Source organism: Rhizobium sp. NLR16a, from assembly GCF_017948245.1.
In the GTDB taxonomy this organism is placed as follows: Bacteria; Pseudomonadota; Alphaproteobacteria; order Rhizobiales; family Rhizobiaceae; genus Rhizobium.
In genome coordinates this window covers 243,185-269,583 of sequence record NZ_CP072868.1, presented here as the reverse complement: position 1 = coordinate 269,583, position 26,399 = coordinate 243,185, and the positions used below count along the sequence as shown (strand labels likewise).

Annotated in this window: 19 protein-coding genes; 2 read left to right on the top strand and 17 right to left on the bottom strand. The window is 61.4% G+C overall.

Annotation, left to right across the window (positions count from 1 at the left end):
• Positions 1-24: 24 nt before the first annotated feature.
• The 13 genes from J7U39_RS26030 to J7U39_RS25970 form a co-directional block, all read right to left on the bottom strand.
• Entirely contained in the window at positions 25-8,544 is an 8,520-nt protein-coding gene (locus J7U39_RS26030; RefSeq protein WP_210632678.1) for a glucoamylase family protein, read from the bottom strand.
• A 176-nt stretch (positions 8,545-8,720) separates the two neighbouring features.
• Positions 8,721-8,990 carry a hypothetical protein gene (locus J7U39_RS26025; RefSeq protein ID WP_210632677.1) on the bottom strand — a complete coding sequence of 90 codons (270 nt, stop codon included), beginning with the start codon at positions 8,988-8,990 and terminating at the stop codon, positions 8,721-8,723.
• 7 nt (positions 8,991-8,997) lie between these two features.
• Positions 8,998-9,162, bottom strand: coding sequence for a hypothetical protein (locus J7U39_RS26020; protein WP_020922541.1), 165 nt, complete (start codon positions 9,160-9,162; stop codon positions 8,998-9,000).
• Positions 9,163-9,286: 124 nt separating this feature from the next.
• Positions 9,287-9,478 carry a hypothetical protein gene (locus tag J7U39_RS26015; RefSeq protein WP_210632676.1) on the bottom strand — a complete coding sequence of 64 codons (192 nt, stop codon included), beginning with the start codon at positions 9,476-9,478 and terminating at the stop codon, positions 9,287-9,289.
• Positions 9,479-9,639: 161 nt separating this feature from the next.
• Positions 9,640-10,389, bottom strand: a complete 750-nt coding sequence (locus tag J7U39_RS26010; protein WP_210632675.1) for an ABC transporter ATP-binding protein — start codon at positions 10,387-10,389, stop codon at positions 9,640-9,642.
• Complete coding sequence (locus J7U39_RS26005) at positions 10,386-11,219, bottom strand: ABC transporter ATP-binding protein (RefSeq protein WP_210632674.1); 834 nt, start codon at positions 11,217-11,219, stop codon at positions 10,386-10,388. Before J7U39_RS26005 ends, J7U39_RS26010 begins: the two co-directional genes overlap by 4 nt.
• Positions 11,216-12,151 (bottom strand): ABC transporter permease, encoded by a 936-nt coding sequence (locus tag J7U39_RS26000; RefSeq protein WP_184454662.1) that lies wholly within the window; start codon positions 12,149-12,151, stop codon positions 11,216-11,218. The genes J7U39_RS26005 and J7U39_RS26000 overlap by 4 nt, the downstream gene beginning before the upstream one ends.
• Positions 12,148-13,215 carry an ABC transporter permease gene (locus J7U39_RS25995; protein WP_210632673.1) on the bottom strand — a complete coding sequence of 356 codons (1,068 nt, stop codon included), beginning with the start codon at positions 13,213-13,215 and terminating at the stop codon, positions 12,148-12,150. Before J7U39_RS25995 ends, J7U39_RS26000 begins: the two co-directional genes overlap by 4 nt.
• Before the next feature lie 18 nt (positions 13,216-13,233).
• Positions 13,234-14,877, bottom strand: coding sequence for an ABC transporter substrate-binding protein (locus J7U39_RS25990; RefSeq protein WP_210632672.1), 1,644 nt, complete (start codon positions 14,875-14,877; stop codon positions 13,234-13,236).
• A gap of 100 nt (positions 14,878-14,977) precedes the next feature.
• Entirely contained in the window at positions 14,978-16,036 is a 1,059-nt protein-coding gene (locus J7U39_RS25985) for a dipeptidase (protein ID WP_210632671.1), read from the bottom strand.
• Between the two features lie 160 nt (positions 16,037-16,196).
• Positions 16,197-17,222 (bottom strand): ABC transporter permease, encoded by a 1,026-nt coding sequence (locus J7U39_RS25980; RefSeq protein ID WP_064805578.1) that lies wholly within the window; start codon positions 17,220-17,222, stop codon positions 16,197-16,199.
• Positions 17,223-17,256: 34 nt separating this feature from the next.
• Positions 17,257-18,798 (bottom strand): sugar ABC transporter ATP-binding protein, encoded by a 1,542-nt coding sequence (locus tag J7U39_RS25975; protein WP_210632670.1) that lies wholly within the window; start codon positions 18,796-18,798, stop codon positions 17,257-17,259.
• A gap of 69 nt (positions 18,799-18,867) precedes the next feature.
• Entirely contained in the window at positions 18,868-19,797 is a 930-nt protein-coding gene (locus J7U39_RS25970; protein WP_210632669.1) for a sugar ABC transporter substrate-binding protein, read from the bottom strand.
• 365 nt (positions 19,798-20,162) lie between these two features.
• On the opposite strand from J7U39_RS25970, the gene J7U39_RS25965 reads away from it, so the two are divergent.
• Entirely contained in the window at positions 20,163-20,660 is a 498-nt protein-coding gene (locus J7U39_RS25965; RefSeq protein WP_210632668.1) for a DUF1993 domain-containing protein, read from the top strand.
• Between the two features lie 96 nt (positions 20,661-20,756).
• On the opposite strand, the gene J7U39_RS25960 is transcribed toward J7U39_RS25965, so the two are convergent.
• Together J7U39_RS25960 and galE are read right to left on the bottom strand one after the other, a co-directional pair.
• Positions 20,757-22,319, bottom strand: a complete 1,563-nt coding sequence (locus J7U39_RS25960) for an alkaline phosphatase family protein (RefSeq protein WP_210632667.1) — start codon at positions 22,317-22,319, stop codon at positions 20,757-20,759.
• Positions 22,297-23,280 carry a UDP-glucose 4-epimerase GalE gene (gene galE, locus J7U39_RS25955; RefSeq protein ID WP_210632666.1) on the bottom strand — a complete coding sequence of 328 codons (984 nt, stop codon included), beginning with the start codon at positions 23,278-23,280 and terminating at the stop codon, positions 22,297-22,299. The genes J7U39_RS25960 and galE overlap by 23 nt, the downstream gene beginning before the upstream one ends.
• 245 nt (positions 23,281-23,525) lie before the next feature.
• On the opposite strand from galE, the gene J7U39_RS25950 reads away from it, so the two are divergent.
• Positions 23,526-24,170 (top strand): ThuA domain-containing protein, encoded by a 645-nt coding sequence (locus J7U39_RS25950; RefSeq protein ID WP_210632665.1) that lies wholly within the window; start codon positions 23,526-23,528, stop codon positions 24,168-24,170.
• 63 nt (positions 24,171-24,233) lie between these two features.
• Here the strand turns inward: J7U39_RS25950 and J7U39_RS25945 are convergent, their stop codons facing one another.
• Both J7U39_RS25945 and J7U39_RS25940 read right to left on the bottom strand, forming a co-directional pair.
• Positions 24,234-24,488, bottom strand: a complete 255-nt coding sequence (locus tag J7U39_RS25945; RefSeq protein ID WP_210632664.1) for a DUF2934 domain-containing protein — start codon at positions 24,486-24,488, stop codon at positions 24,234-24,236.
• Positions 24,489-24,709: 221 nt separating this feature from the next.
• Entirely contained in the window at positions 24,710-26,122 is a 1,413-nt protein-coding gene (locus tag J7U39_RS25940) for an RtcB family protein (RefSeq protein ID WP_210633048.1), read from the bottom strand.
• Positions 26,123-26,399 lie beyond the last annotated feature (277 nt).

The window sequence follows — 26,399 nt, the reverse complement described above, 5'->3', positions numbered from 1 at the left end:
TGTTCCTCAGCGTGGAGAACGCTGTTATCCGAGCGGATATCCCTCTTCGGGATCGGTGACTTCGCTGCCGTTGATCGACAGAGTGTAGCCGCTGGCATTGGACACTTTTGAGACCGAAATGCGGTATTTGACGCCGCCCCGCTCCACCTCCGCCGCAAAACCGTCCCATTCCGACGGGAGCGACGGACGCACATGGAGCCGGCCGTCCTTCAACCGGATACCGAGAATGCCCTCAACGGCGGCGCGGTAGAGCCAGCCGGCCGATCCGGTATACCAGGTCCAGCCGCCGCGCGACGTATAAGGCTCATGCCCATAGACGTCGGCTGCCACGACATAGGGTTCGACCCGGTATTGTTCGGCCGAAGCCTTGTCGAGCGCATGCGTGATCGGATTGAGGATCTGGAAGCAGCGCAGCGCGTCGTCGCCCCGCTTCAGCTCCGCGAGCGCCATCACCACCCAGGTCGCGGCATGGGTATATTGCCCGCCGTTTTCGCGCACGCCCGGCGGATAGGCCTTGATGTAACCGGGATCCCTGGCGGAATTGACGAAAGGCGGCGTGAACAGCCGGATGATGCGCGCCTCCTCATCGACCAGTTGGTCGAGCACGGCATCCATCGCCTTTCCGGCACGGGCCAGGTCGCCTTCGCCGGACAGGACGCTCCAGGATTGGGCGATCGAGTCGATCCGGCATTCCGGGCTCTCCTTGGAGCCGAGCAGCGCACCGTCGTCGAATGTGCCGCGGCGATAGTAGCTGCCGTCCCAGGCCGCAGTTTCGAGCGCCTTCTTCAATTCGGCGAGATGGGCCGACCAGCGCTCCACCCGGGCCGTATCGCCGCGCTCCTCGGCATAGGGAATGAAGGCGCGCAGTGCACCGGCCAGGAACCAGCCGAGCCAGACGCTGGTGCCGCGCCCGCCGATGCCGACGCGATTCATGCCGTCGTTCCAGTCGCCGCCGAGGAACAGCGGCAGACCGTTCGCGCCCTTGCGGGCGATGGCGAGATCGAGCGCCAGGGCCGCATGTTCGTAGACGCTCGCCTTGTCCTCGGAAATTTCCGGCTTGTAGAAGGAGTCGTGCTGACCTTCGAGAAGAGCGGGTCCTTCCAGAAAGGCAAGCTCCTCGTCGAGCACGGTCTTGTCGCCGGTGACGGTGCAATAATGGTGGATCGCGTAGCTCAGCCAGACGACGTCGTCCGAAATCAAGGTGCGAACGCCCGCACCCGTTCCCGGCAGCCACCAATGCTGAACATCACCTTCGCGGAACTGCCGTGAGGCGGCATTCAGAATCTGACGCCGGGCGATCGAGGGTTCGTGCATCAGGAAGGCCAGCGTATCTTGCAACTGGTCGCGGAAACCGAAGGCGCCGCTTGCCTGGTAGAAGGCGGTGCGGGCCATGATGCGGCAGCCGAGGCTCTGATACGGCAGCCAGGTGTTGACGAGATTGTTCATCCCGCGATCCGGCGTCGAGATCTGCAGCCTGCCGGTGAAATCTCGCCAGAAGGCGCGGTTTGCCTCGACCGCATCGTCGAACGAAGACTTGCTTATATCGGCGATCAGGGCGCGCGCTTCTTCTTCCGTCGGCGTATCGCCGAGGAAGAAGGTGACGTCGCGCTCCTCGCCGGCCCCGAGTTCGATATCGATCGCCAGAGCCGCAGCCGGATCGCCATCCAGTTCGGTGACGCCCGAAAGCGGGGCTGCGGAGGTGACGGCCTGAGGCATCTGGATCGTGCCAGCCTTGCCGATAAATTCGCGCCGGCTTGCCGAGAAGCTTGAAAGCGTCTCGCTCGCCGCGAAGAAGGCGGTTCGGTTGGAAAAATCGATGCTGTAGGGATTGGTGGCAAACAGCGCCCCCGTCTCCTCGTCATGCTTCGACAGGATGAAGGGTGCGGTGCGTCCGGGATTGCTGCCGAGAACCCATTCGACGTAGCCATAGAGACGCAGCTTACGGCCGGTCGAACCGGTGTTGCGCAGGCGCAGGCGCTGCAGTTTCACCGGCTTCTCGCGGTCGATCGTCTGTGTCAGCTCGAGCGCGATCTCGTGCTGAACGGTGGAGAAGACCGAATAGCCGAGCCCGTGGCGGGCTTCGAAGCGGATATCCGGCCGGCGCGAAAGCGCTGCGAACGGAGTCATGACGGCGCCGCTTTCGAGATCGGCGAGATAGAAGGCCTCGCCCGATCGGTTGACCACCGCATCGTTCGACCAGGACGTCAGCTGATAATCGCGCGAATTGACGCTCCAGGTGAAACCTGCGCCTTCGGCCGACACGTGGAAACCGAACCTGTCGTTGGAGATGACGTTGATCCAGGGCTGGGGCGTCGCATGACCTCCGGGCAAGCGAACGACATATTCGCGGCCATCGCGGGCAAAGCCGCCAAATCCGTTCCAGAAGTCGAGGTCGCCTTCCTCCTCGATGGCAACGGCCGGCACCACGGGCGGCGACACCGGTGCGATGCGCTTGACCGGCGCCCTGTTGCGCTCGGCGCGCTCCATCTCCTGCAGTTCGTCCTTCGACGGTGCAAACAGGGCGACGGCGCGGTTGATCTGGTCGACTACCTTGCCGTTCTTCGCATGCAGGGTGACGCGGGAAGCGGCGATCAATGCCTTGTAAGTGTTCTCCTCCATCAGGTCCTTGCGAACCGCGAAAATATGCTGGCGCAAGCCGTCGGCCTGGCCCATGCGGCGTACGTTCTCGCACATGGCGTCGAGCGCGTGTTGCATGTCCTGCGCATAGGAAGAGGCGCGTTCGTTCATGATGACGAGATCGGCGGTGACGCCGCGCGAGCGCAGATATTCCTGCGCCAGCAGTGCCTCGCGGGCGATATCGAGATCCATGTCGTCGTTGACGCGCAGCGTGAAGATCGGAAAGTCGCCGGAGATCGCCAGCGGCCAGAGCGCCGATTGCGATTGCAGGCCGGCCTCGACCGTCGCCTCATCCTTGCGCAGCTGCATGTCGGGATAGACGAGGTAGCGCCCGAGATGTTGGAAGGCGGCCGCCTGCTGCGAGGTGACGCCGACATGGCGCATCTGCACTTGCGTGCGCGTCCAGGCCTGGACGAGCTCGTGGTTGAAGGCGTCGGGATGACGGTAGCGATTGACCGCCTTGTCGACCTCGTCGCGGCTTGGCGCGGCGATCGTCCAGAAGAAGACGCTGACCTTCTTGCCGGCCGGCACCCGCACGGTGCGGCGCAGCGACATCACCGCATCGAGCGTGAAACCGTCGCTGCCGGAAAGTGTGGCGCCCGGATCGAAGGCCGCCGCATCGGCGAGGCTGCGGCCGCGACCGATGAACTTGCGCCGGTCGGTTTCGAATTCGGTGTGACGGGTGTCGCCGGCATTGTCGACGATCAGATGTGCGAGGCTGATATTCGGCTCGTTCGGATCACGCTTGTTGCGTTCGGCGCGGATGACGTCGCCGCGCTTGCCGATCTCGGTCTTGACGAACATGCGGGCGAATGCCGGATGTGCGTTGTCGGTATCATCAGAGGTGATCACCGGTTCGAGATAGGACGTGACTTCGATGAAACGATCTTCCCCACCCATGTTGAGCAGGGTGACGCGACGGGCTTCGGCATCGTGCTCGGTCGCGATGATGCACTCCACCTCGCTCGTCAGATCGCCGACCGTCTTGGTGAACTGTGCCTTCTCGTCGGCGAATTCGACCTTGATCTTTTCGCCCTCGACACCCTTCGGCTCCGCTGTCGCCGACCACCATTCGTTGGTGGCGGTGTCGCGCAGGAAGATGAAGGTGCCCCAGCGGTCTTCGGTGGGATCGGCCTTCCAGCGGGAAACGGAAAGACCATTCCAGCGGGAATAACCGGCGCCCGTCGCCGTCAGCATCATGGAATAATGGCCGTTCGACAGAAACACGAGTTCGCGGTCGCGCGAAAGGGGATCGCTGATCTTCCTGATTTCCGGCCGCATGAGATCGTCCTGGATGCTGGCCGGCGTATCGGATTCATGCTTGCCGCTCATGACGGGAATGTCGCGCGGCGCCTTTTCCTGCAGCAGAAGCTCCGCCGCCTCGATCACTGGATCGGAGTGGAAGAGTTCGCGCAGATGGCCGTTGAAGGCGACGTTGGCGACGGCCGCGATCGACATGCCGTGATGGTGGGCATAATAATTGTAGACCACCGCGCATTTCTTGCCTTCCGGCACGCGCGTCGGCGTGAAATCGACCGCGTCGTGGAAGCCGAACTTGCCGAGCGCGCCGACCTTGCGCAGTCTCTGCAGGTTTTCGAGTGCGCCGGGCGGGTCGTACTGGCTGGCCAGCAGCGAAGCATAGGGGGCGATGACGGCATTGTGGCCGAGGCCTCGCTTGAGGCCGAGCGTCGGCACGCCGAAATTCGTGTACTGGTAATTGAGGTTATGGTCGCGGGCATTGAAGGCCGCTTCCGAAATGCCCCACGGGATGCCGAGCTTGCGGGCATAATTCATCTGCTCGACGACAACCAGATTGTTCGTCTGGTTGAGAATACCCCCGCCACGCTCCTGCATGACGAGCGGCGGCATCAGATATTCGAACATCGATCCGGACCAGGAGACCAGCGCGCCGCGTGATCCCACAGGCACGACCTGGCGGCCGAGACGGTACCAGTGTTCCGTCGGCAGATCGCCCTTGGCGATGCCGAAGAGGCTGGTCAGGCGGCATTCCGAGGCGAGAAGGTCATAGCAGGCCTGGTCGAGCTCGCCGCTTTCGACGCGATAGCCGATCGACAGCAGGCGTCGCTCCGGCCGGAACAGGAAGCCGAAATCCATTGAAAAGGCGAGATCGCGGGCCTTGTCGCGTAGCGCCACCAGGCGCGGCCTGAGCGCATCGACTTTGGAAAGGTCGAAGGTGCTGTCCGATATATGCGCCTCGCAGACCTTCACCAGCGATGCCGCCCATTGGGTGACTTCCTCGCTCTGCTTCGACTTGACCTCATGATCGAGATTGGCGGCGAGCTTCTCTATGTCGCGTGCGAGAACGGCAAGGTTGATGATGCGGATCGAGGCGAATTCGTGCTCGCGCTTGACGGCGGCAAGCGCATTCTGGAAGCCGACGATGCGTTCTTCCAGGCGTCGGCGCAGCGGGCGCACGGTCTTGCGGTCGTCCGGCAGGTCCGCCAGCACTTCGCCGAGGATGCCGGCCGTGTCGCCGACGCCGTCGAGATTGCCCTGCATGTGGGCCGATGGCGCCTCGGCCCAGTTGCGGCAGGCCGAAGAAATGGCGATCAGATGGCCGGCGAGATTGCCGCTGTCGACGGCAGAGACGTAACGCGGCCCGAGCGTCTGCAGCGTATCGGTGTGATACCAGTTGAACAGATGGCCGCGGAATTTCTCCATTTTGTCGATCGTAGCGATCGTCTGCTCCAGCCGTTCGAGCGTCTCCTCGAAAGAGAACCAGCCGAAATGCCGGCCGGAAACGACGGAGAGCAGGTAGACGCCAATATTGGTTGGCGAGGTGCGCGCCGCGACGATGACGTGCGGCGTTTCCTGGATATTGTCCGGCGGCAGATAATTCTGCTCGGGGGTGGTGAAGGTCTCGAAATAACGCCAGGTGCGCCTGGCGATCTTGCGCAGTTCGCTCGACACGGAATCGGCGACCTCGAGCCGATCCTCGGTCTCGGCCGACTGGCTGACATACCAGGCGACGACAGGCGAAAGGATCCATAAGAGCGCGAAGGGGATCCCGACGAGGAAGGCGTTGTCGCCGGGGAGCGCCGCAAATCCGAGCGCCAGCAGCGCCAGTACCGGCGCATGCCACATTTGCTTGTAATAAGAGGCGAGGGTGCCCTGCCCGCCGGCCTGGACGCTGGCGGCGGTCCGCCACTGCAGCATCAGCTTGCGGCTGACGAGCAGCCGGTAGAGCGAACGGCCGATCGCATCCGCCATCATCGCCGCCGAATCGGCGATGAAGACGATCCGCAATGCGACCTGCGCATTGGCGGCGGTGATATCCGACCAGACCGTATAGAGATGGGCGCGTGCGACGATATCGCTGGTGCGCGGGATGATGCCGTTGATGAGCGAAAGCGTCGGCGCCACGAACAGGCAGAAGATCAAGAGAATCTGCCAGACGAGCGCGCCGAGCGGACCCATGAAATACCAACCGAGAACGGAGGCGAAGAACCAGGCGATCGGCGTCAGCGAACGGCGCAGATTGTCGAACATCTTCCAGCGGCCGAGGGCCGTAACGCCGTATTTCGGATTGAACATATAGGGCAGGAGCTGCCAGTCGCCGCGCGCCCAGCGATGCTGGCGCGAGGTCTCCACCTCGTAGCGGATCGGGAAATCCTCGACCAATTCAAGATCGGTGACGAGCGCACAGCGCGCCATCGAGCCTTCGAGAAGGTCGTGGCTGAGCACCGAGTTCTCCTCGATCCGGCCCTTCAGCGAGGCTTCGAAAGCATCGACATGATAGAGACCCTTGCCGGTGAACGTGCCTTCGCCGGCAAGATCCTGATAGACGTCCGACACGGTGAAGACATAGGGGTCGAGACCGCGATTGATCGAGAAGACACGCTGGAAGACCGAGGCATCCTTGCCCGTCGTCAGCGACGGCGTGACACGCGGCTGCAGCACGCCGTAGCCGCTCTCGACGCGGCCGGTCTTCGGATTGATGACCGGGCGGTTGATCGGGTGATAGAGCTTGCCGACGAGCTTGGTGACGGCATCGCGCATCAGGCGCGTGTCGGCATCGAGCGTCATGACATATTGCACATTGGCCGGCACGGCGTTGGCGCCGGGCAGATAGGTCGTGTCCCGGTCGCCGCGCAGCAGCATGTTCAGCTCGTGCAGCTTGCCGCGCTTGCGCTCCCAGCCCATCCATACGCCTTCCGAGGGATTGTAGAGGCGACGGCGATGCAGCAGGTAGAAACGGGTTTTGCCGTCGTAGGCATAGCGGGCGGAAAGATTGGCGATCTCGCGTCTTGCGTAATCGAGAACCTCAAGATCGGCAGGCGTCTCCTCGACATCGCTGTCGGGCCAATCGCTGAGCATCGCGAAATAGATCTCTCCACGCGGATTGGCGAGATAATGAACCTCGAGATTGCGCACCTGATCGTCGACGCTGTCGCGGTTCGAGATCAGGCAGGGCACGACGAGCAGCGTGCGCGCATCCTCCGGAATGCCTTCCTTGAACTCGTAGCCGACGAGGCGGGCAGGCGTCACGAAGAAGGACAGCAGGGTATTAAAGAGACCGGTTGCGCCCTCCGAGGCCGGCAATGAGAACATGATCAGCAGGATTGCGATCTCGATTGCGCCCATCCCGGCACTTGCCATGAACCTGCCGACGATCGCCATGGCGATGATCGTCAGCAGCATGACGGGCAGCGCGATCGACAGCCAGTTGAACCGGCGCACGGCGCGCACGAAGTGCTGGGTGATCGTCGGGCGATAATTCGCCCGCGCCTCGAGCTTCGGCCGTTGCGCCCCTGACAGGAAGCCGCCGACATTCGGCTCATGCGGCCGCGGCTCGTCGGAGGCCTTGGCGGCCTCGGTCATGTCGAGCGCCAGCTGGGCGATTTGCATTTCGGTCAGCGGCGAGCGCTTGGCCAGTTTCTCGATCTGCTTGCGGTATTTGTTGCGCGAGCCGGAATCGAGGATGCCGTAATCCGAATGCTCCCAGAGCAGCTTGTCGACATGGCTGACCTGCTCGACCCAGACCGACCATTCGGTATCGTCGATCTCGCGCAGGCTGCGGATGATGTTGCCCATCGTCACGTTGCCGGAAGACAGACGGCTGTGTTCGGCGGTCGTCGCCTCTTCGGTATTGCGACCGAGCTCTTCCAGGCGTTCATCGAGCCAGGTGATTGCCAGGCTCGACGTTTGCGAGCCGTCACGCAGGCGATAGAGGAACTGCGTCGAGAAGGTATTGTCTTCGGCAAGCGGTTCCAGCGTTTTCAGATAGGCGGCAGCCTTGACCGGATCGGTCAGGCGCACCAATTCGTCGGCCGCCTCGTTGGCGCGGCGGCGCAGGCGGCGGCTCGCTTCGACACGGCTCGAAATGCGTCGAAGGTTTTCCACCAGCACATAGCGCACCAGCGAGGGCAGGGCCCAGAGTTCACCGATCCTCAGCGTCTCGCTGGTCTGGAAGCCGTCGACCAGCGCCGTCAGGCTTTCCTGCGAGATCGTGCTGTGGGTATGGGCGACGTAGAGCCAGGCAAGCACCAGCGTGCGCGGAATGTCGACGCCGCCGACACGCATGGTCGGCAGTTCGCGGTAGAAGCGGCGGGGAAAGTCGCGCCGTACCTCCTGGATCGCCTCTTCGACGATGTAGTGATTGTCCAGCAGCCATTCCGCCGCCGGCGTGATCGTCTCTCCGGCCTCGACGTCGGTTGCCGTGGTGCGGTAGACGCGCAGGATTTCCTTCTCGTTTTCCTTGTGGCGCGCGAAGAAATCAAAGGCGGCGAAAGCCGGCAGCTTGTCGACGCCGTTGACGGCGACCGCTTCGCCCATCGCCTTGATGTCCTCGATGGATAGATAGGTCGAGCGGATCGAATCATTGTGATCGATCTGCTTCGTATCGGAGTCGCGTGGAAGGCTCGGAGAAAGATTGGCAATAGACATGGGTTCGGTTCTGGATCCAAACAAAGTTATGGCTGTTTTGCTCAGCCTTTTGCACTGCTTATCATGACTGCTACATGAACGGGGCCCGATTCTTCGAAGATCGATGAAGCCGGGGTGAATGACGTCTGGGCCAAGCGATGTAACCGGGCGTAGCCTTGGTCCAGCGCGAAGGTCGATCAATACCCTCTCCGCAAAACCATGGCGAAAAGTTGGACATTCTCGCGATAATTCAAGTCAAGAATCGTGAGCCGAACGAGCCCGCGGGCTTGCGGCGCAAGGCTGAGCGCCGAGCATGTCGCCACCTTGAGGACTGGCAGGAGCTTTTCGATAAGAGGAAGGTTCGCCAGATCATCGTCTGGCCGCGCTTTGTTCGGGCTTGCCGCGAGCGCGGAACGCGCCGCATGGATGGGCGCACGCAGCCCCGGCATCGTGCCGAGGCCTATCATCCGCCGACTATCCGAGGACGCCGCAGACCATTGCCACCACGAACAGGAATGCCGCGGTGAAGATCGTCCCATGGAGCACCGTCTGAAGCCTGTGGCGCGTCGCGTGCGGCTTCTTGGTGGCTACCGAACCATAGTGGTTTACGTGAGTATGCGAAATACCCAGCTCTGCCATGTGTCGCCTCCGTTGTTCTCGTGCGGCCGGTTGTGCGGCTCGCTGTTATATTTCTTATTCCCTATCAGGTAGGTAGAGATAAATTTCCGTCCAGAGCGAGCGGAAGAGAAAATTCAACCGCTCTTCAGCAGAGCGTGCGCCATGCCCAGATCAAGGAGCGCTCGATGGCGTTCTCGTTCTGCTGCAGATCGGAGGTCTCTGTCCCGATCAGGCGCCGGTCCTGTTCCGCCGGCATGGAGACCGTGGTCTGTTCCTTGCGATCGGCTCTCACCGGAGGATCGAGGTAGCCCATGGTCATCCCACCGAGAAAGAACATGCTTCGACCTCCATGATCACGAAAGCTAACAATCGTTAACAGGATCATGACAGAAGCCGGGCTGCTGTCAATAGTCTAGTCGAATGGTCGTCTTTTAAGGGAACCTTATCCTTAACGCCGCCACCAGCCTTTTCTTTTCAATGGCTTGAAATGATTGCCCTTCAGGCTTTGACGAAGCCCCTGCTCGCGATCATCAAATTTTTCGTGTAATCCTCCTGGACCGAGCCCCGCGCCAGCTCTTCCGAGCTCAATCGTTCGACGACGGCGCCGTTGCGCATCACCGCGAGCCTTTCGCACATATGGGTGATGACGCCGAGGTCATGGCTCACCATGACGAAGGTGAGCTTGCGGTCGCGGCGGATCTGTTCGAGCAGGTTCAGTACCTCCGCCTGCACCGAGGCGTCGAGCGCCGACGTCGGCTCGTCGAGCAGCAGGATCGACGGTTGCACGATCAGCGCTCTGGCGATCGCCACACGCTGTCGCTGACCGCCGGAAAGCTGATGCGGATAGCGGAATCGGAAACCATTGCCGAGGCCGACTTCGTCGAGCGCGCGGGCAATGCGCTTGTCGCTGTCGGTAACGGCGTGGATCGCAAGCGGTTCGAGCAGCAGCCGGTCGATCGTCTGGCGCGGATGCAGCGAGCCGTAGGGATCCTGAAAGACCATCTGCACGCGCCGATAGAAGGCCTTGCTGCGCTTTGAACCTTTCAGCTCTTCGCCGTCGATGTGGATCGCGCCGCCGCTGATCGGCGCGAGTCCGGCAACGGCGCGCAGTAAGGTCGATTTTCCCGACCCGGATTCACCGACGAGGCCGAAGGATTCACCGCGTTCGACGCTGATGCTGACATCCTTCAGCGCATGAAAATCGTCGTAGACGACACTGAGATTGTCGACATGGAGGGCTGCGCTCATACCGCCCACTCCGGCTTGCGGTCGAGCACCGGCAGCGGATGGCGGTTCGCGCCGATCTCCGGCATGCAGTTCAGCAGCCCCCTGGTATAGGGATGCTGCGCATGTTTGAGATCGGCGGCCGCGAGCTCTTCGACGATCTTGCCGGCATACATGACGATGACCCGGTCGCAGAAGGAAGACACCAGTCTCAGATCATGGGAGACGAAGATCAGCCCCATGCCGCGCTCGGAGACCAGTCTGTCCATGATCCGGAGCACATCGAGCTGCACCGTCACGTCGAGCGCCGAAGTCGGCTCATCGGCAATCAGCAGTTCGGGTCCGGCGATCAGCATCATGGCGATCATGGCGCGCTGTCCCATGCCGCCCGAAACCTCGTGTGGGTGCAGGTCGAAGACGCGTTGAGGATCGCGGATCTGCACCGCTTCAAGCATGGCGAGCGCCCGTTCGCGCGCCTCCGCCTTGCCGATCTTCTCATGAGTGCGGAGCGTTTCGCAGATCTGCCGTCCGATCGTCATGACAGGGTCGAGCGAATATTTCGGATCCTGCAGGATCATGGCGATGCGCTTGCCGCGCAACCTGCGCCTTTCGCTGGCGGATGCCTTGAGGAGATCGATGCCGCTGAAATCGAGCCTGTCGGCTGTGACGATGCCGTGTTTCGGCGTCAGCCCCATGATCGCCCGGCCGGTCTGCGACTTGCCGGAGCCGGATTCGCCGACGATGCCGAGCCTTTCCCTGCCGAGCGTGAAGGAGACGCCGCGCACCGCTTCGATCAGGCTGGTGCGGGTGGGATAACTGACCTTGAGCCTGTCGACCGTCAGAAGCGTCGTCATTGGCCGCTCTCCTTCGGATCGAGCGCGTCGCGCAGGCCGTCGCCCAAGAGGTTGAAGCCGAGGCTGACGATGAGGATGGCGATGCCGGGCATGGCCGCGACCCACCACTGATCCAGAATGAAGCGCCGGCCAGAGGCGATCATCGCGCCCCATTCCGGCAGCGGCGGCTGTGCGCCGAGACCCAGAAAACCAAGACCGGCCGCCGTCAGAATGATGCCGGCCATATCGAGGGTCACGCGCACGATCAGCGAGGAAATGCAGAGCGGCATGACATGACGCACGATGATGCGGAACGGCGAGGCGCCCATCAGCTTCACTGCCGAGATATAGTCGGAACGCCGGACCGTCAGCGTCTCGGCCCGAGCGATGCGAGCATAAGGGGGCCAGGAGGTGATGGCGATGGCGATGACCGCGTTCTGGATGCCCGGGCCGAGAGCGGCGACGAAGGCGAGCGCCAATACCAGTTTCGGAAAGGCAAGAAAGATATCGGTGATGCGCATCAGCGTCGCATCCACCCAGCCGCCGGCATAGCCCGAGACCGTGCCGACGATCAGCCCGATCGGCGCGGAGATGATCGCGACGAGCGCGACGACGAACAAAGTCAATCGCGATCCATAGATCAGCCGTGAATAGATGTCGCGGCCCTGATCGTCTGTGCCGAGCAGATAGCCGGCCGTTCCCGGCGGCAGCAGGCGGGCATTGCGGAGATCGCCGACGACGGGGTTGTGTGTGGCGAGCAAATCCGCGAAAGCGGCGACGAGGAGCAGGGCGATGATGATCAGCAGGCCGACGACGGCGAGCCTGTTGGCCGTGAACTGCCGCCAGGTGACGTAAGCGCGGCCGAGACGGGCCTGCCTGCGCGATTGCGGCCGGTCGGAAAGCAACCATTCGCGGCGGCTCATCGCAGGAGAGGGGCTGGCAGGAGCCGTCATCGGTTTCGCGTCCTCGGATCGAGTGTCCGGTAGAGAAGATCGGACAGAAGATTGATGCCGATGAAGATCGTCCCGATGACGATCGTGCCGCCAAGGACGGCGTTCATATCGGCGTTCTGCAGCGAATTGGTGATGTAGAGCCCGATGCCCGGCCAGGAAAAGACGGTCTCGGTCAGCACCGATCCTTCGAGCAGGCCGGCATAGGAAAGCGCGATGACGGTGACGAGCGGCACGGCGGCGTTGCGCAGCGCATGGCCCCAGATCACCCGTGGTTCGGAAAGCCCCTTTGCGCGCGCAGCAACGATATATTCCTGCGAAAGCTCGTTCAGCATGAAGCTGCGGGTCATGCGGCTGATATAGGCGAGCGAGAAATAGCCGAGCAGCGAAGCGGGCAGGATGATGTGGCGGAAGACGTCATAGAAGACGTCCCATTGCCCCTGCCAGGCGCTGTCCAGAAGATAGAAGCCGGTGATCGGCGCGAACGTATATTCGAAGACGATGTCGATGCGGCCGGGGAAGGCCACCCAACGCAGCTGGGCATAGAAGATGACGAGCGAGATCAGCGCCAGCCAGAAAATCGGCACGGAGTAGCCGACGAGGCCGATGACGCGCACGACCTGGTCGGCGATGCTGCCGCGGCGCACGGCAGCGAGAACACCGAGCGGCACGCCGACGCAGGCGCCGATCAGCGTTCCCAACGTCGCGAGCTCGATCGTCGCCGGCATGACGCGGCGGATGTCGACCATGACAGGATTGGTCGTCAGCACCGAATTGCCGAAATCGCCGGACAGGATGCCTTTGATGTAGATGTAGAACTGCTGATAGAGCGGCAGGTTGAAACCCATCTCCTGGCGCACCCGCTCGACGACATGGGTGGGAGCGCGGTCGCCGAGGATGGCGAGCACGGGATCGATCGGCACGACGCGGCCGATGAAGAAGGTGACGGCCAGTAGGCCGAGATAGGTGGTGACGGCGGCGAACAGGAACCGTCCCAAAGCCTTGGCGAAGGCCCCGGCACGGCCCTTTCGGGGCCGCGCCTCTCGTGTGGTTTCGATGGTGCTCACGCCGCTAATCCCGCCGGATTATTCCTTGGCGATCGGACCGACGAAGTTGGTGTCGAAGCTCGGACCCAACTTGAAGTCCTTCAGATTCTTCCGGTAGCCGGCGACCTCGGTCTGCTGGAAAATGATGACGAAGGGGCTGTTGGCAAGGAACTTCTTCTGGACGTCCTGATACATTGCCGCGCGCTTGGCGCCGTCGCGTTCAAGGAGAGCTGCCTTTGTCTGCTTGTCGAGTTCCGGCGCCTCCCAGGTGTTGCGCCAGGCGAGCGTCTTGACTGTGCCGGCATCGGAGTTGTCCGGATTGCTGGTGAAGGTGTCGGCATTGGAGTTCGGATCGAAGTAATCCGAGCCCCAGTTGCCGATATAGATGTCATGGGTGCGGGCGCGATATTTGGTCAGCGTCTGCTTGCCGTCGCCGGGGATGATTTCCAGCTTGACGCCGGCCTGCGCCAGAGTCTGCTGCATGGATTCGGCAATACCTGTCACCGGCTGCGTATTGCGCACGTCCATCGTCACCGAGAAGCCGTCCGGAACGCCAGCCTTGGCAAGCAGCTCCTTGGCCTTGGCGACGTCAAGCTTGTAGGGGTTCTCGTCGAGCGCGCCGAGTTGGCCTTTCGGCAGGAAGGTCTGATGGATTTCGCCGATCCCCTTGATCAGGGTTGCGCCGATTGCATCATAGTCGACCAGATACTTAAAAGCCTCCTGAACCTCGGGTTTCTTCAGATTCTCGTTCTTGTTGTTCAGGCTGACGTAGTAGATTGTGCCTTTCGGTGCACTGGTCGTTGCGAGATCGGCATTCTTGGAAACGGCGTCGATGTCGCCCGGCTCGAGATTGCGGGCGATATCGATATCACCGGCTTCGAGTGCCAGCCGCTGGGCCGAACTTTCCTTCATATAGCGGTAGATGACGCGGTTGAGCTTCGGCTTATCGCCGTAATAGTTGTCGTTGCGCTCCAGCACGACGACTTCATTGGCGCGCCATTCGCGCAGCTTGAAGGCGCCGGAGCCGGCATAGCCGGTCTTCAACCATTCATTGCCGAAATCGTTGTCGTATTTGTGCTCGGCATCCGGCGTCACCGCCTTCACATGTTCCAGCACCAGCTTCTTGTCGACGACGGAGGCGACCGTCGCCGTCAGGCAGTTGAGCACGAAGCTCGGCGCATAGGCCTTGTCGACCGTGAAGACGAAGGTATTGGTGTCAGCGGCCTTGGCCTTTTCGGTGACATTGTCGCCAGTCAGGCCGAACTGGGTGAGGATGAAGGCCGGGCTCTTGTCGAGCTTGACGGCGCGCTCGAACGACCAGGCGACGTCTTCGGCGGTAATCGGATTTCCGGAGGCGAATTTGAGACCTGGCTTCAGCTTGAACGTATAGGTGAGGCCGTCATCCGAGACGCTCCAGCTCTCGGCAAGATCACCCTTCACCTTGGAGGTGTCGGCGAGATCGAGGCGGACGAGCAGGCTGTAGCTGTTGCTGGTGATCTCCGCCGTCGAAAGCTCGAAAGCTTCGCCGGGATCCATGGTGATGATGTCGTCGATGGCAAAACCCTCGACCAGCGTGTCCTTGGGCGTTTCGGCAAAGGCGACGGGTGCCGTCATCATTAGAAGCGAAAGGGCGGCTCCTGCGGAAAGCAGGCGAAAATTGCGGCTGAGCTTGGTGATCATCATGGTCTGTTCCCCTGTTCTTGATTGACTACGAAGCGTTTTGTCGGTCATATCCCATTAAAACTATTGTCCGTTTTCAGTGCGTCCAGAGCCGCGCAGCGCTTTAGGCGTCGTCCTCCCGCCAAGCTTGCGCCAGAATACGAAGCCAATTTTCACGGGCAAGTTTCGTCAGATCGGCCTCACCATATCCAACCTCCCGGAGAGCGGCAATCAGCTTCTGATTGCCGGCCGCGTCGCCGATTTCTTCCGGAATGGTTGCGCCGTCGAAGTCCGATCCGAGGCCAACGCAATCGATGCCGATGCGGTTCACCAGATAGTCGATGTGGCGGATCATATCGGCAAGCGGTGTGTCGCTGTCCGAGCGGCCGTCGGGACGCAGCATGGCGGTGGCATAGTTGATGCCGACGAGCCCGCGGCTTTCGCGGATCGCATCGAGCTGCCTATCCGTCAGGTTGCGCGCGACCGGCGTCAGTGCATGGGCGTTGGAATGGCTGGCGACCAGCGGCTGTTCCGTCGTTTTGGCCACGTCCCAGAAACCCTTCTCGGTGATATGGGCAAGGTCGATCAGGATGCCGAGGCGATTGCATTCCCGGACCAGCGCGAAGCCGGCATCGGTCAGGCCGGGGGCTGTGTCCGGCGACATCGGGAAGGCGAAGGGCACGCCGTAGCCGAAGACATTGTGCCGGCTCCAGACCGGCCCGAGCGACCGCAGACCCGCCGCATAGAACACTTCGAGCGCCGAAAGATCGGCGCCGATCGCCTCGCAGCCCTCCATATGCATGACGGCGGCAAAGATACCGTCCTCCATGGCGCTGCGGATGTCCTTCACCGTCCGGCAGAGCCGCCAGGCGCCTGCCTGATCGAGCCGCAGCGCAATCGCCGCCATTTCGGTGGCGATGGCGAGGGACGGCAGCGGATCGAGAGGGGCCGCCATCGGCGTGATGTAGCGGCCATCGGCATCCGGATCGGCGAACACAAGATCGCCCGAAGGAATGTAGATGGCGCAGAGGCCGCCGGAAAGACCGCCCTCTTTCGCCCGGCGCGCATCGATATGGCCGGTCGTCGTGCCATCTGCGAACTCCGCGATCGGGTCACTGCCGTCTTTTGAATGTGTCCAGAGTCGAAGGAGAACGTCGTTGTGGCCGTCAAATACGAATTGCATCTGTCTTCCTGCGCTGCCCGAGGCGGGCGTATGACGTGGCAGAATAGAAAAGCTGGCGGGATTCGCCACCTCTTTTTTTTGGTCATCGGCATCGTGGAGCATCACCAGAACGAAACGGGGGCCGAAGCCCCCGTCAAAACTCGGATCGTACTGGCGGAGCTCAATGCTTGCGGCGCTTCTTCTGCCTGTAGACGTCGATGACGACGGCCGCGACGATGATGAAGCCCTTGACGATCTCCTGATAATAAGCGTCGATCCTGAGGAAGGTGAAGCCCGAGGTCATGACGCCGAGAATAATGGTTCCGATGACGGTGCCGGTGATGCGCCCGACGCCGCCGGTGAGCGATGTGCCGCCGATGACGGTCGCAGCGATCGCGTCCAACTCATATCCGACGCCCATGCTTGCCTGCGCGGTTTCCGCGCGTGCCGCCGTGACGATGCCGGCGAGACCAGCGAGCAATCCAGCGATCACATAGACTTTGACGAGGTGCGCTTCGATGTTGATACCGGAAACGCGGGCCGCCTGAGGGTTCGCGCCGATGGCGTAGGTGAACTTTCCATAGCGGGTGTAGCGCAGCGCGATATGGAAGATCAGTGCAACGACGAGGAAGACGACAACCGGCCACGCCTTCGTTCCAATAAAATGAAACTGCTCGGTGATACCGGAAACCGGCTGCCCCTTCGTATACCACTTGGCAACACCTCTGGCGGAAACGAACATGCCAAGCGTTGCAATGAACGGCGGGATCTTCGTATAGGCGATGAGCGCGCCGTTCGCCAGACCCGCCGCCGCTCCGATCAGCAGGCCGATCATGATGGGCACGAGCGCCGGAAGATCGGTCAGCGAAGGGAAGACGGCCCGCCCCCAGGTGGAGGACTGGGCGAAACTGGTTGCGATCATCGCCGTCATGCCGACGACGGAGCCCGATGACAGATCGATACCGCCTGTTATGATGACCTGCGTGACGCCGACGGCGATAATGCCGATGACGGAGACCTGCAGGATCATGATTGTCAGGCGCTGCGAATTCATCAGGAAGCTTTGGCCGATGAACATCCAGCCGAGCGCTTCATAGATCAGCGCGATGCCGACAAGCACCAGGAAGATGCTGAGTTCCGGCGGCATACGCCGCCGTCTCTGCCGGGTTGCGAGCGGGGCCGTACCCTCTGCTGCCTTGGTACTCATATCAAACCTCCCTTAGGCGATCTCAAGCTGCGCATTACCGCGCAGCCAGCTCCATCACCTTGATCTGCGTTGCTTCATCGCGATTGAGGAAACCGGTCACCAGGCCCTCATGCATGACCATGATGCGGTCGCTCATGCCGAGAACCTCGGGCATTTCGGATGAGATCATGATAACCGCCACGCCGTTTCGCGCCATTTCCGTGACCAGCCGATGAATTTCCGCCTTGGCGCCGACATCGATGCCGCGCGTCGGCTCATCGAGAATCAGGATCTTCGGATGGGTGAGCAGCCAGCGCCCGATCAGCACTTTCTGCTGATTGCCGCCCGAAAGGTTTTCCACCCGCTCGTAAAGATTGGGGGTTTTCACGCGCAGCCTTTTCGCCATGTCTTCGCAGGTCGCCTCGAGTGCTCCCTGCTGCACGAAACCACCCTTGACAAATTTGTCCTGCAGGACGGCGATCTGCATGTTTTCCAGAATATCCAGGATCAACAGGCAGCCGGTGTCTTTGCGATCCTCCGTCAGGAATGCCATCTGGTGACGGATGGCCTCGGTCGGTGAGGAAATCGTCACCGGCTTGCCGAACAGTTCGATCGTGCCGGAGCTTGCCGGCGTCACGCCGAACAGCGTTTCGGCGACATTCGACCGTCCGGAGCCGACGAGGCCGGCCACACCGAGAATCTCGCCGGCCCTGACCTCGAAGGAAACATTGCGGAAGACGCCCTTGAGACAGAGGTCCTTGACGGAGAGCACGACCTCGCCGATCGGCACCTCTTCCTTCGGAAACATCTGAGTGATCTCGCGCCCGACCATCATGCGGATGATGTCGTCGCGGGTGACGTCGGTCGAGGCATGCGTGCCGATATATCGGCCATCGCGGAAGACGGAAAACTCGTCGGCGATCTCGAAAAGCTCGTTCATCTTGTGGGTGATGTAGACGATGCCGATGCCCTGGGACCTGAGATCGCGGATGATGCGGAAAAGATGCTCGACCTCACGCTCGGTCAGCGCCGAAGTGGGCTCGTCCATGATGAGGACGTCGGAATTATAGGAGACCGCCTTGGCGATCTCGACCATCTGCCGGTTGGCGACCGAGAGATGGCGGACTTCGATATCGGGATCGATATCAATATTGAGCCGGGCAAACAGTTCCTCGGTCATGCTGTGCATCACGCCATGGTCAATGAAACCGAAGCGGTTCTTCGGTTCGCGGCGGATCCAGATATTTTCAGCGACGGTCATGAACGGCATCAGGTTCAGCTCCTGATGGATCATGGCGATACCGTTCTCCAGCGCATCGAGCGGAGATTTCAGCTGGATCTCGACCCCTTTGAGGCGAATATCGCCTTTATCGGGCGTATAGATGCCGGCGAGAATCTTCATCAATGTCGATTTGCCGGCGCCGTTTTCGCCCATCAGCGCATGCACGGAGGCGCGCTTTAGCCGGAACTGCACGTCATCGAGTGCGACGACGCCGGGAAACTCCTTGCGAACGCCCTCGGCGCTCAAGAGAAACTCCGCATTCGGAACGGCGCCGCTCGCACGCACGGCTGCCATGGTTGTCGGACTGACGGCCATATCATCTCCTCCGGATACGGACAGGCTGAAAGGATGCGGGCAGAGCCCGCATCCCGCTTGGCACTTACCTCAGTTCTTGGTGACGAAGTCCTTGACGTTTTCGGGCGTGACGAGTTGGAAGGGAATGTAGACCTTCTTCTCGGTCTTTTCGCCCTTGGCAATCTTGAGCGCCGTATCGAGCGCGCCCTTGCCCTGGCCGGCCGCGTCCTGGAACACGGTCACATCGAGGTCACCTGCCTGCATGGCGGCAAGCGCGTCCTGCGTGGCGTCGACACCGCCGATAACGACCTTGCTCATGTCCTTGCCGGCTGCCTTCAGCGCCTGGATGGCGCCGATCGCCATTTCGTCGTTGTTGGAGATCACCGCGTCGAACTCGATGCCGCTCGAGAGCCAGTTGGTCATCAGGTCGGCGCCCTGGGTACGGTCCCAGTTGGCCGTCTGCTCTTCGACGATCTCAAGGCCCTTGCATTCATCGGTCTTGATGACGTCGTGGACATCCTGGGTGCGCATGCGGGCAGCTTGGTTGGAAAGCTCGCCCATGATGACGACGGCCTTGCCCTTACCACCGAGAATGCGGCAGATTTCCTTGGTTTCCAGCGTGCCGGATTCCTGCTCGTTGGAAGCGACGAAGGCCTGCTTTTCCGGAAGCGTGTCGACGTTGACCGGCTGGCGGTTGACGTAAACCAGTGGAATGCCGGCATCAGCCGCAAGCTTCGACATCGCCGTCGTCGCATCGGTATCGACAGGGTTGACGATGATTGCATCGACCTTGGAGGCGATGAAATTCTGGATCTGGCTCTGCTGCTTGGAAACGTCGTTCTGCGCGTCTTCGACCTGCAGCGTGACGCCATCAAGCGTTTTGGCATAATCGGTCATACCGTTGCGCAGAACGGTCAGGAAGTTGTCGTCGAACTTCGCCATCGACACGCCAACCGTCTCCGCGTGGGCGGCCGTCGACATGACGAGCGCCATCGCAGTGCCCAGGATAAACTTTTTCATTTTTACTTCCTCCACAAAGCGGTGCCCGGCTACACCCTCCTCACGCCGGAGCTCCGGGCATCTGCCCTGAAGCCGCAATTTGCTGCGCCGCCTCTCCCGCGGCGTTCCGAAAACGGAACAAACAAACCGTAAAATTTGTTATGCGGAATATTCATTCCATTTTCTGGGAACCACGTCAAGCCTCTCTTTAGCGGCACTCGGGATATTGATGGGGCAATGCATGGGAATTGCGCGGCACACGCGTTCGGCGGCATTGCGCACGAAGTGGGCAGCCTCCATCTATGGGAAGTCGAAGACAGGCTCACAGCTGCAGGCCCTTCGACATCCGCCGCGGCCGCCCATTGAAGATTTTGGAGACAGGACTGATGTCCATTTCGATCTATCGCCTTACCGTTCCGATGTTCCGGCGCGGCCTCGCCAGCCTGAAGACCTATCTCGACAAGGCTGAAGCCTATGCGAAGGAAAAGAATATCGATCCCGCCATACTCGTCTCCGCTCGGCTTGCGCCCGACATGCTGTCGCTCGCCGGCCAATATCAGCGGGCCAGCGACAGCGCCAAGTTCACGCTCGCTCGCCTGACCGCAACCGAAGCGCCGAAGTTCGAAGATAACGAGACGACGATCGAGCAGTTGCGCGAGCGCCTGGCAAAGACCGAGACCTATCTCGCCACCTTTTCGGCGCAAGCGCTGGAGGGCGCGGAAAGCCGCCAGATCACGCTGCCGGGCAAGAGCGGCATCGTGCTGCCGGGTGACGAATATATCACCACCTTCGCCCTGCCGAACTTCTACTTTCACGTCGCCACCGCCCACGCCATCCTGCGCAACCAGGGCGCACCGATCGGCAAGCGCGACTATCTCGGTTGATTCAAGGCAAATTCCAGCAAAGGCGCACAGCGGATCTTGCTGGGATTGCGTAAAAATAAGCGGGCGTTGCGGTCATTCGAAGAAGACGGAAATGCCCTACCGGGGTCGATGCGTCACCGGCCCCTTTTCCGTCAGCTCGGTATAGGCAAGCGTCTGGTCGAGATGCCGCGCTCTCAGCGAGAGCAACTTCTCGGCATATTGAAGCCGGATCGCCGCATAGGCCGGATCCGCCGCGACGTCGTCGAGTTCCATCGGATCATCGCTGAGATTGAAGAGCAGCGGCGGCAGTGCGGCAAAATGCACATATTTGAACCGATCGTCGCGGATCACGGCGAGATTGCATTGGTTCGGCCTCAGCCCGAAATGCCGTTCTGCCTCACCTTTGGCAATGTCGCGGAAATCGAATTCCCAGAATATCGCATCGCGCCAGCCTTCCGAGCGCCCGCCCATGATGAACGGCATCAGCGACCGGCCGTCGAGCCCGTTCTTTGCCTCGATGCCGAGCCTTTCGCAAAGCGTGGGAAAAATATCCGCAGCGCCGGTGAAATCGTCAACGATCCTGCCGGCCGCAACGTTTGCGGGATCGCGGATTATCAGCGGGATATGATAGCTGCCATCGAAGAAGCCGCCCTTGCCGAGCGTCCAATGATCTCCCGCCATCTCCGCATGGTCCGAGGTGAAGATGATCAGTGTATCGTCCCAGGCGCCTGCATCCTTCAGCGCTTGCCAGACCCTGCCGAGCTGCGCATCGACCTCTGAGATCATCCCGTAATAAATCGCCCGGATCGCCGCCAAGTCCTCGCCGCTCCAGGCGCTGAGCGGCCCCTGCGCCCCGTGAATGAAGCTGCCCTTGTCGGAGAGCTGCATGGCATAGGCGAGATAGGGATGAGCCCGCTGTTCTGCTTCGCGATTTTCCGCCCGCGCAAAGGCCGGTCCGTCATCCGGCTTGTACATCCGGTTGAACGGCGCCGGCACGGAAAATGGCGGGTGCGGGCGCAGGAAAGAGACATGCGCAAACCACGGCCGGTCCTGTTCGCCCATCCAGCGAATGAACTCGTCGGCCAGGAAGGCGGTCTGGGTCTCATCGCTGGAATAGGCTGGCGCCGCATCGGAAATTTCGCCGGCATCAGCACCGACGGGGATATGGATGTCGCGGCTGACGGCATTCAAATGGCCACGGGACCTGAGCCATGAGAGCCATTGCCGCTCATGTTCGGGCAGGAGTTGGCGAGCGGTAAAACCCGGCAACACGCCTTCATAGGTGGTCAGATGCGGGTCAGCCGTATCCATGCCGCGTGGATCGGGCGCCGTGTCGGTATAACCGAACAGCGTCGGGTCGTATCCCGCCCGCCGGGCCGCCAGCGCCAGATTGTCGAAGCGAGCGTCGAGCGGCGAACCATTGCGGCAGACCCGATGGTTCATCTGATAAAGGCCGGTATAGACCGTGGCCCGGGCCGGCGAGCAGGGGGCTGCCCCGGCATAATGCTGCCGGAAGAGCGTGCCTTCGCGCGCCAGTGCATCGATGTGAGGTGTTTTCACACAAGCATGACCGACCGCCGACAGGCAGTCGCCACGCCATTGGTCCGCGGTGATCAGCAGAACATTGGGCCGGCGGAGCTTCTCAAGGCTTTTTGGCTCAATGCTGGTTGGATTTTGCATGCCAATTCCAGGCGGAACGGATGATCTCGGACAGATCATACTGCGGCACCCAGCCGAGCACGTCGCGCGCCTTGTCGTTGTTGGCGACCAGCGTATGCGAATCCCCTTCGCGCCGGCCGATATATTCGACCGGGAAGGGCCGGTTCGACACGTCCTCGATCGCGCCCAGCAATTCCCTGACCGTCGTGCCCGTGCCGGTGCCGAGGTTGAGTGAGACGGAATCGCCGCCTTTCAGCAGATATTCGACGGCGCGCACATGCGCATCGGCAAGATCCAGCACATGGATGTAGTCGCGCACGCAGGTGCCATCGCGCGTCTCGTAGTCGCTGCCGAACACCTTGAAACCCTGGCGACGACCGAGTGCGGCGTCGATCGCCAAGGGAATCGCATGGGTTTCCGGCTGGTGCCATTCGCCGATCCGACCTTCGAAATCAGCACCGGCCGCATTGAAATAACGAAGCACCACTGAGCGCAGGCCCTTGTACTGGTCGTAATCGGCAAGCGCCTGTTCGACGATATATTTGGTTCGACCATAGGGATTGATCGGCACCTGCCGGTGCGTCTCGTCGAGCGGCACGCTCTGCGGCAGTCCATAGGTGGCGCAGGTGGAGGAGAAGACGAAGGCATTGATGCCGGCCGCCTGCGCCGCCGAAAGCAGCGTCAAAGTGCCAATGACGTTGTTTTCATAGAAGGAAACAGGATCCTTGACCGATTCCCCGACCTCGATCAGCGCGGCGAAGTGGAGGATGGCCGCCGGCTTGTGCTTGGCCATCACCTCGTCCAGCCGGGCACGATCGCGAATGTCGCCCTCTTCCGCCGGCCCCCATTTGACGAACTCGCGATGGCCGTTTGAAAAATTATCGAAGACGACAGGCCTATAGCCCTTGTTCGCCAGGTCGAGGCACGTATGCGAGCCGATATAACCGGCGCCGCCGACCACAAGAACCGTTTCACCTGCCATGCACCACCCTTAATGATCAGTGAGAGATGGAAGAAACCTAGACGAGATAGACGTCAATAAAAAGAAGGAACTGCGATTAGCAGGAGCTGACAATACGTCAAATGCCGAAACCGGCGGTTTGCGATTTGGCCGAAACGGCGAAGTCGATCAATTATTCGCGTGATTTGCACGACCGCCCGATTTAAGCGGCTTGTATCATCGGGCGATGATCACCGATCCGCAGCAATCAGCCAGGGAGAACGGGAATGAGGAAGGCATTGGTCGTCTGGGGCGGCTGGCCGGGCCACGAGCCGGAACAATGCGCCCATATTGTCGCCGATCTCCTGCGCGAGGACGATTTTGCCGTGGAGGTGACCGGCGATCTCGGGATATTCGGGTCTCCGACCCTGGCCAAGGCGGATCTGCTGGTGCCCATCATCACCGGCGGAACGCTGGAAAAGCCCCATGCTAGCGCCCTGGTCGAGGCCGTACGTGGAGGTCTCGGACTCGCCGGCCATCACGGCTCGCTCGCCACCTCCTTCAAGGAAAGCGCGCCTTTCCGCTACGTCTCCGGCGTCACCTGGGTCGCCCATCCCGGCAACATCATCGATTTCCGTGTCGCCGTCACCCGCCAGGACGATCCTGTCATGGAGGGCATTCCTGATTTCGACTACCGTTCGGAGCAATATTATCTGCATTATGATCCGACGGTCGAAATCCTTGCGACCACCACTTTCACCGGCGCCTACGATCCGGCGGCGCGCAATGTGGTGATGCCCGTCGTCTTCAAACGCCATTTCGGCGCCGGCCGCATCTTCTATTCCGCTCTCGGCCATGTCGCCGCCGAGTTCGACCATCCCTATATGCCGCTCATCCTGCGGCGCGGCCTCGGCTGGGCTGCCCGCCAATAGTATCAGGACGACACATCGCTGCACTCGGGCGGGGTGAGTGCTTCAATTTGACAGGAAAAGATTTTAACGCGCCGCTTTCAGCTGCAGGTCGTTCTCGACCGCGGCGACCGCCCCATCACAGACCCGCATCAGCCGCCCGGCCGCCTTCAGCTTCTCGATGAGATCGTTCCCATCGGGCGATGCCTTCGTCAATTCCAGTTGCTCGAATTCCTTGAGCGCTTGCGCCCAGTGGCTTTCCCCACGCCCATCCGGCCTGCCTTCCGATTCCCACAGCGAATAAGCGCGCTGGCTGACCCAGACGTCCCTATTGTGACTCATAACAAACCCCGGCCGAAAAATTGGAAGCAAATAACGATAGTCGACAAGGTGCCAAACCCGGCTTTAGGAGTCGTTACGACGCAGCGTTATTTTTTAGATAATACGAGGAAATGCCAATACTTAGGTCCTGATAAAGTAATATGAATCGACGACGGAATCGCCCCCACATATTGCTGCGGCCCTTGCCGATACGGCAAAGGCCGCAGCATTGTCGGAGGCAATCAGCGACGTTCCCGTTTGCGACGCCAGGGTGCATCCTTCTGCCAGTCGCCGGCCATGATGCTTCCATACGGAATGACCTCGTCGACCACCTCGGCCAGACCGTAATGCTCGATCTGGGCACGCACGTTGGCGGCGGACTTGTAGGCACTCGGCAGTTCCGAGGCGTCGGCAAAGCCCGAGAAGAAGCGAACGTCCAGGCCCGCGGTCTCCTTTTCCAGGATCTCCGCCAGATTGTTCGGGCTCAGGCCGCGGGCATCGGCGCCATATTCTTCCGCCAGGCGCCGCATATGGGCGCTGCGCGAAAAATTACGGCCGGCGCCATGCGGCGAGAATCCGAGGCCATGGGCGGCGTTGGAGCCGCGGACGATCAGGATCGGTTCCGCCATGTTGAGCGGAATGATCGTCAGATCGGTCGCATCCTCGGCCCATTTGTCGAAGGCCGGCGTCGCTCCCTTGCCGTGATAGAAGAGGCCGTCCGATTTCCGGAAAACGAAATTGTGCTCGTTCCAGAAACGATCGGCCGCCTTCGCCGAGAGTGCCTCTGCCGCCATGTCATGGACGATATAGTGGTTTTCCCTCGTCCACTGCCGGATGGTCTGCAGAGCCGACCAGTAGAGGTCGCCCTCTTCGGTGTCGGCGGGAATCCATGCATTGTCCCGCAGGGTTTCCGGCGAGATCTGCTCGCGGAAGCGGTTCGCGGCCTTCATGCCCTTGTCGTAGAGCCGGGCACCCGGCGCACGCGACCCATGATGGGTGACGAGTGCGGTCTCGCCGGTCGATCTCATCGTTCCGACATAGGCGAAGTGGTTGCCGTCGCCCTGCGTGCCGAAATGTTCGATGCCGACGCTCAGCGCTCCGTCGCGCAGAAACGGGTTCTGCTGGAAGGCAGATAGCGTCGCTTCGGAAGGCTTGATCTGCGCACCGCGCGGGCGGCCCCCGGGACCGAAATGCGTCACTGCATGCACCGCATCGAGAAGCGATTTCGGATCGACGTCCGGGAAGATCGAGATCGCCATGGAGCAGCAGATGTCAGCCGAGTGCATGCCCGGATGGATCGCCTCCGATGCCACGACGCCGCCAACCGGAATGGTGCCGATCGGCCCGGCCGGGCAAGCATCCGGCATGATTGCCGCAGCCCGGATGACCGGCGTGCGTGCAAGCGCCCGCATCGTCGCGTTGACCTTCTCGACATTGTCCTGCTCGAAGGGGTTATCGGCGCGGATATTGGAATAGATCTCGATATCGTTATCCGCCCTCAAGGCGAGCGTCGGCGCCGGTTGAAAGGCTTTTGCCGCTTCGAGGGCCTCTGCGGCCGAACCGCCTTGGCTCAAAATCCTGTTGGCCGCGTCGAGAGCCGGGCGAAACCACTTGCCCTGGCTCATGCCTGCGTCGATCAGATCCTGTCCGCTCATGATCTCGGTCATCTTCTCTTCTGCGTCTGCAGTCCTTCTTCTTCGTTGCGTTTCGGGTCTCGCCTGGGCGACGATTTCCCGGAGACCTTCTTTCCTGTCGTCGTGCCGGCATTCACCGGATATTTTTGCAGCGGCGACAAAGGTGGACGAAACCTGCGTGGCCCCGCCCGTGCCAGAGAGCGCCGCCAAGGACCGGAGTCGAACCGGTCGGGCCACCTCAACACGGAGGCTGTAGTTCCGTCCGGCATTCGCCGCTGCAATTTCGGTCATGGCGACA

Excerpts from the sequence above, each read along its gene's own strand:
- J7U39_RS26030 (WP_210632678.1), bottom strand. The coding sequence starts at position 8,544 with ATGTCTATTGCCAATCTTTCTCCGAGCCTTCCACGCGACTCCGATACG.
- J7U39_RS26020 (WP_020922541.1), bottom strand. The coding sequence starts at position 9,162 with ATGGCAGAGCTGGGTATTTCGCATACTCACGTAAACCACTATGGTTCG.
- J7U39_RS25960 (WP_210632667.1), bottom strand. The coding sequence starts at position 22,319 with ATGCAAAATCCAACCAGCATTGAGCCAAAAAGCCTTGAGAAGCTCCGC.
- J7U39_RS25980 (WP_064805578.1), bottom strand. The coding sequence starts at position 17,222 with ATGAGTACCAAGGCAGCAGAGGGTACGGCCCCGCTCGCAACCCGGCAG.
- J7U39_RS26005 (WP_210632674.1), bottom strand. The coding sequence starts at position 11,219 with ATGACGACGCTTCTGACGGTCGACAGGCTCAAGGTCAGTTATCCCACC.
- J7U39_RS25965 (WP_210632668.1), top strand. The coding sequence starts at position 20,163 with ATGTCCATTTCGATCTATCGCCTTACCGTTCCGATGTTCCGGCGCGGC.
- J7U39_RS25975 (WP_210632670.1), bottom strand. The coding sequence starts at position 18,798 with ATGGCCGTCAGTCCGACAACCATGGCAGCCGTGCGTGCGAGCGGCGCC.
- J7U39_RS26025 (WP_210632677.1), bottom strand. The coding sequence starts at position 8,990 with ATGATAGGCCTCGGCACGATGCCGGGGCTGCGTGCGCCCATCCATGCG.
- J7U39_RS25990 (WP_210632672.1), bottom strand. The coding sequence starts at position 14,877 with ATGATGATCACCAAGCTCAGCCGCAATTTTCGCCTGCTTTCCGCAGGA.
- J7U39_RS26015 (WP_210632676.1), bottom strand. The coding sequence starts at position 9,478 with ATGTTCTTTCTCGGTGGGATGACCATGGGCTACCTCGATCCTCCGGTG.
- J7U39_RS25950 (WP_210632665.1), top strand. The coding sequence starts at position 23,526 with ATGAGGAAGGCATTGGTCGTCTGGGGCGGCTGGCCGGGCCACGAGCCG.
- J7U39_RS25985 (WP_210632671.1), bottom strand. The coding sequence starts at position 16,036 with ATGCAATTCGTATTTGACGGCCACAACGACGTTCTCCTTCGACTCTGG.
- J7U39_RS25940 (WP_210633048.1), bottom strand. The coding sequence starts at position 26,122 with ATGAGCGGACAGGATCTGATCGACGCAGGCATGAGCCAGGGCAAGTGG.
- J7U39_RS26000 (WP_184454662.1), bottom strand. The coding sequence starts at position 12,151 with ATGACGGCTCCTGCCAGCCCCTCTCCTGCGATGAGCCGCCGCGAATGG.
- J7U39_RS26010 (WP_210632675.1), bottom strand. The coding sequence starts at position 10,389 with ATGAGCGCAGCCCTCCATGTCGACAATCTCAGTGTCGTCTACGACGAT.
- J7U39_RS25945 (WP_210632664.1), bottom strand. The coding sequence starts at position 24,488 with ATGAGTCACAATAGGGACGTCTGGGTCAGCCAGCGCGCTTATTCGCTG.
- J7U39_RS25970 (WP_210632669.1), bottom strand. The coding sequence starts at position 19,797 with ATGAAAAAGTTTATCCTGGGCACTGCGATGGCGCTCGTCATGTCGACG.
- galE (WP_210632666.1), bottom strand. The coding sequence starts at position 23,280 with ATGGCAGGTGAAACGGTTCTTGTGGTCGGCGGCGCCGGTTATATCGGC.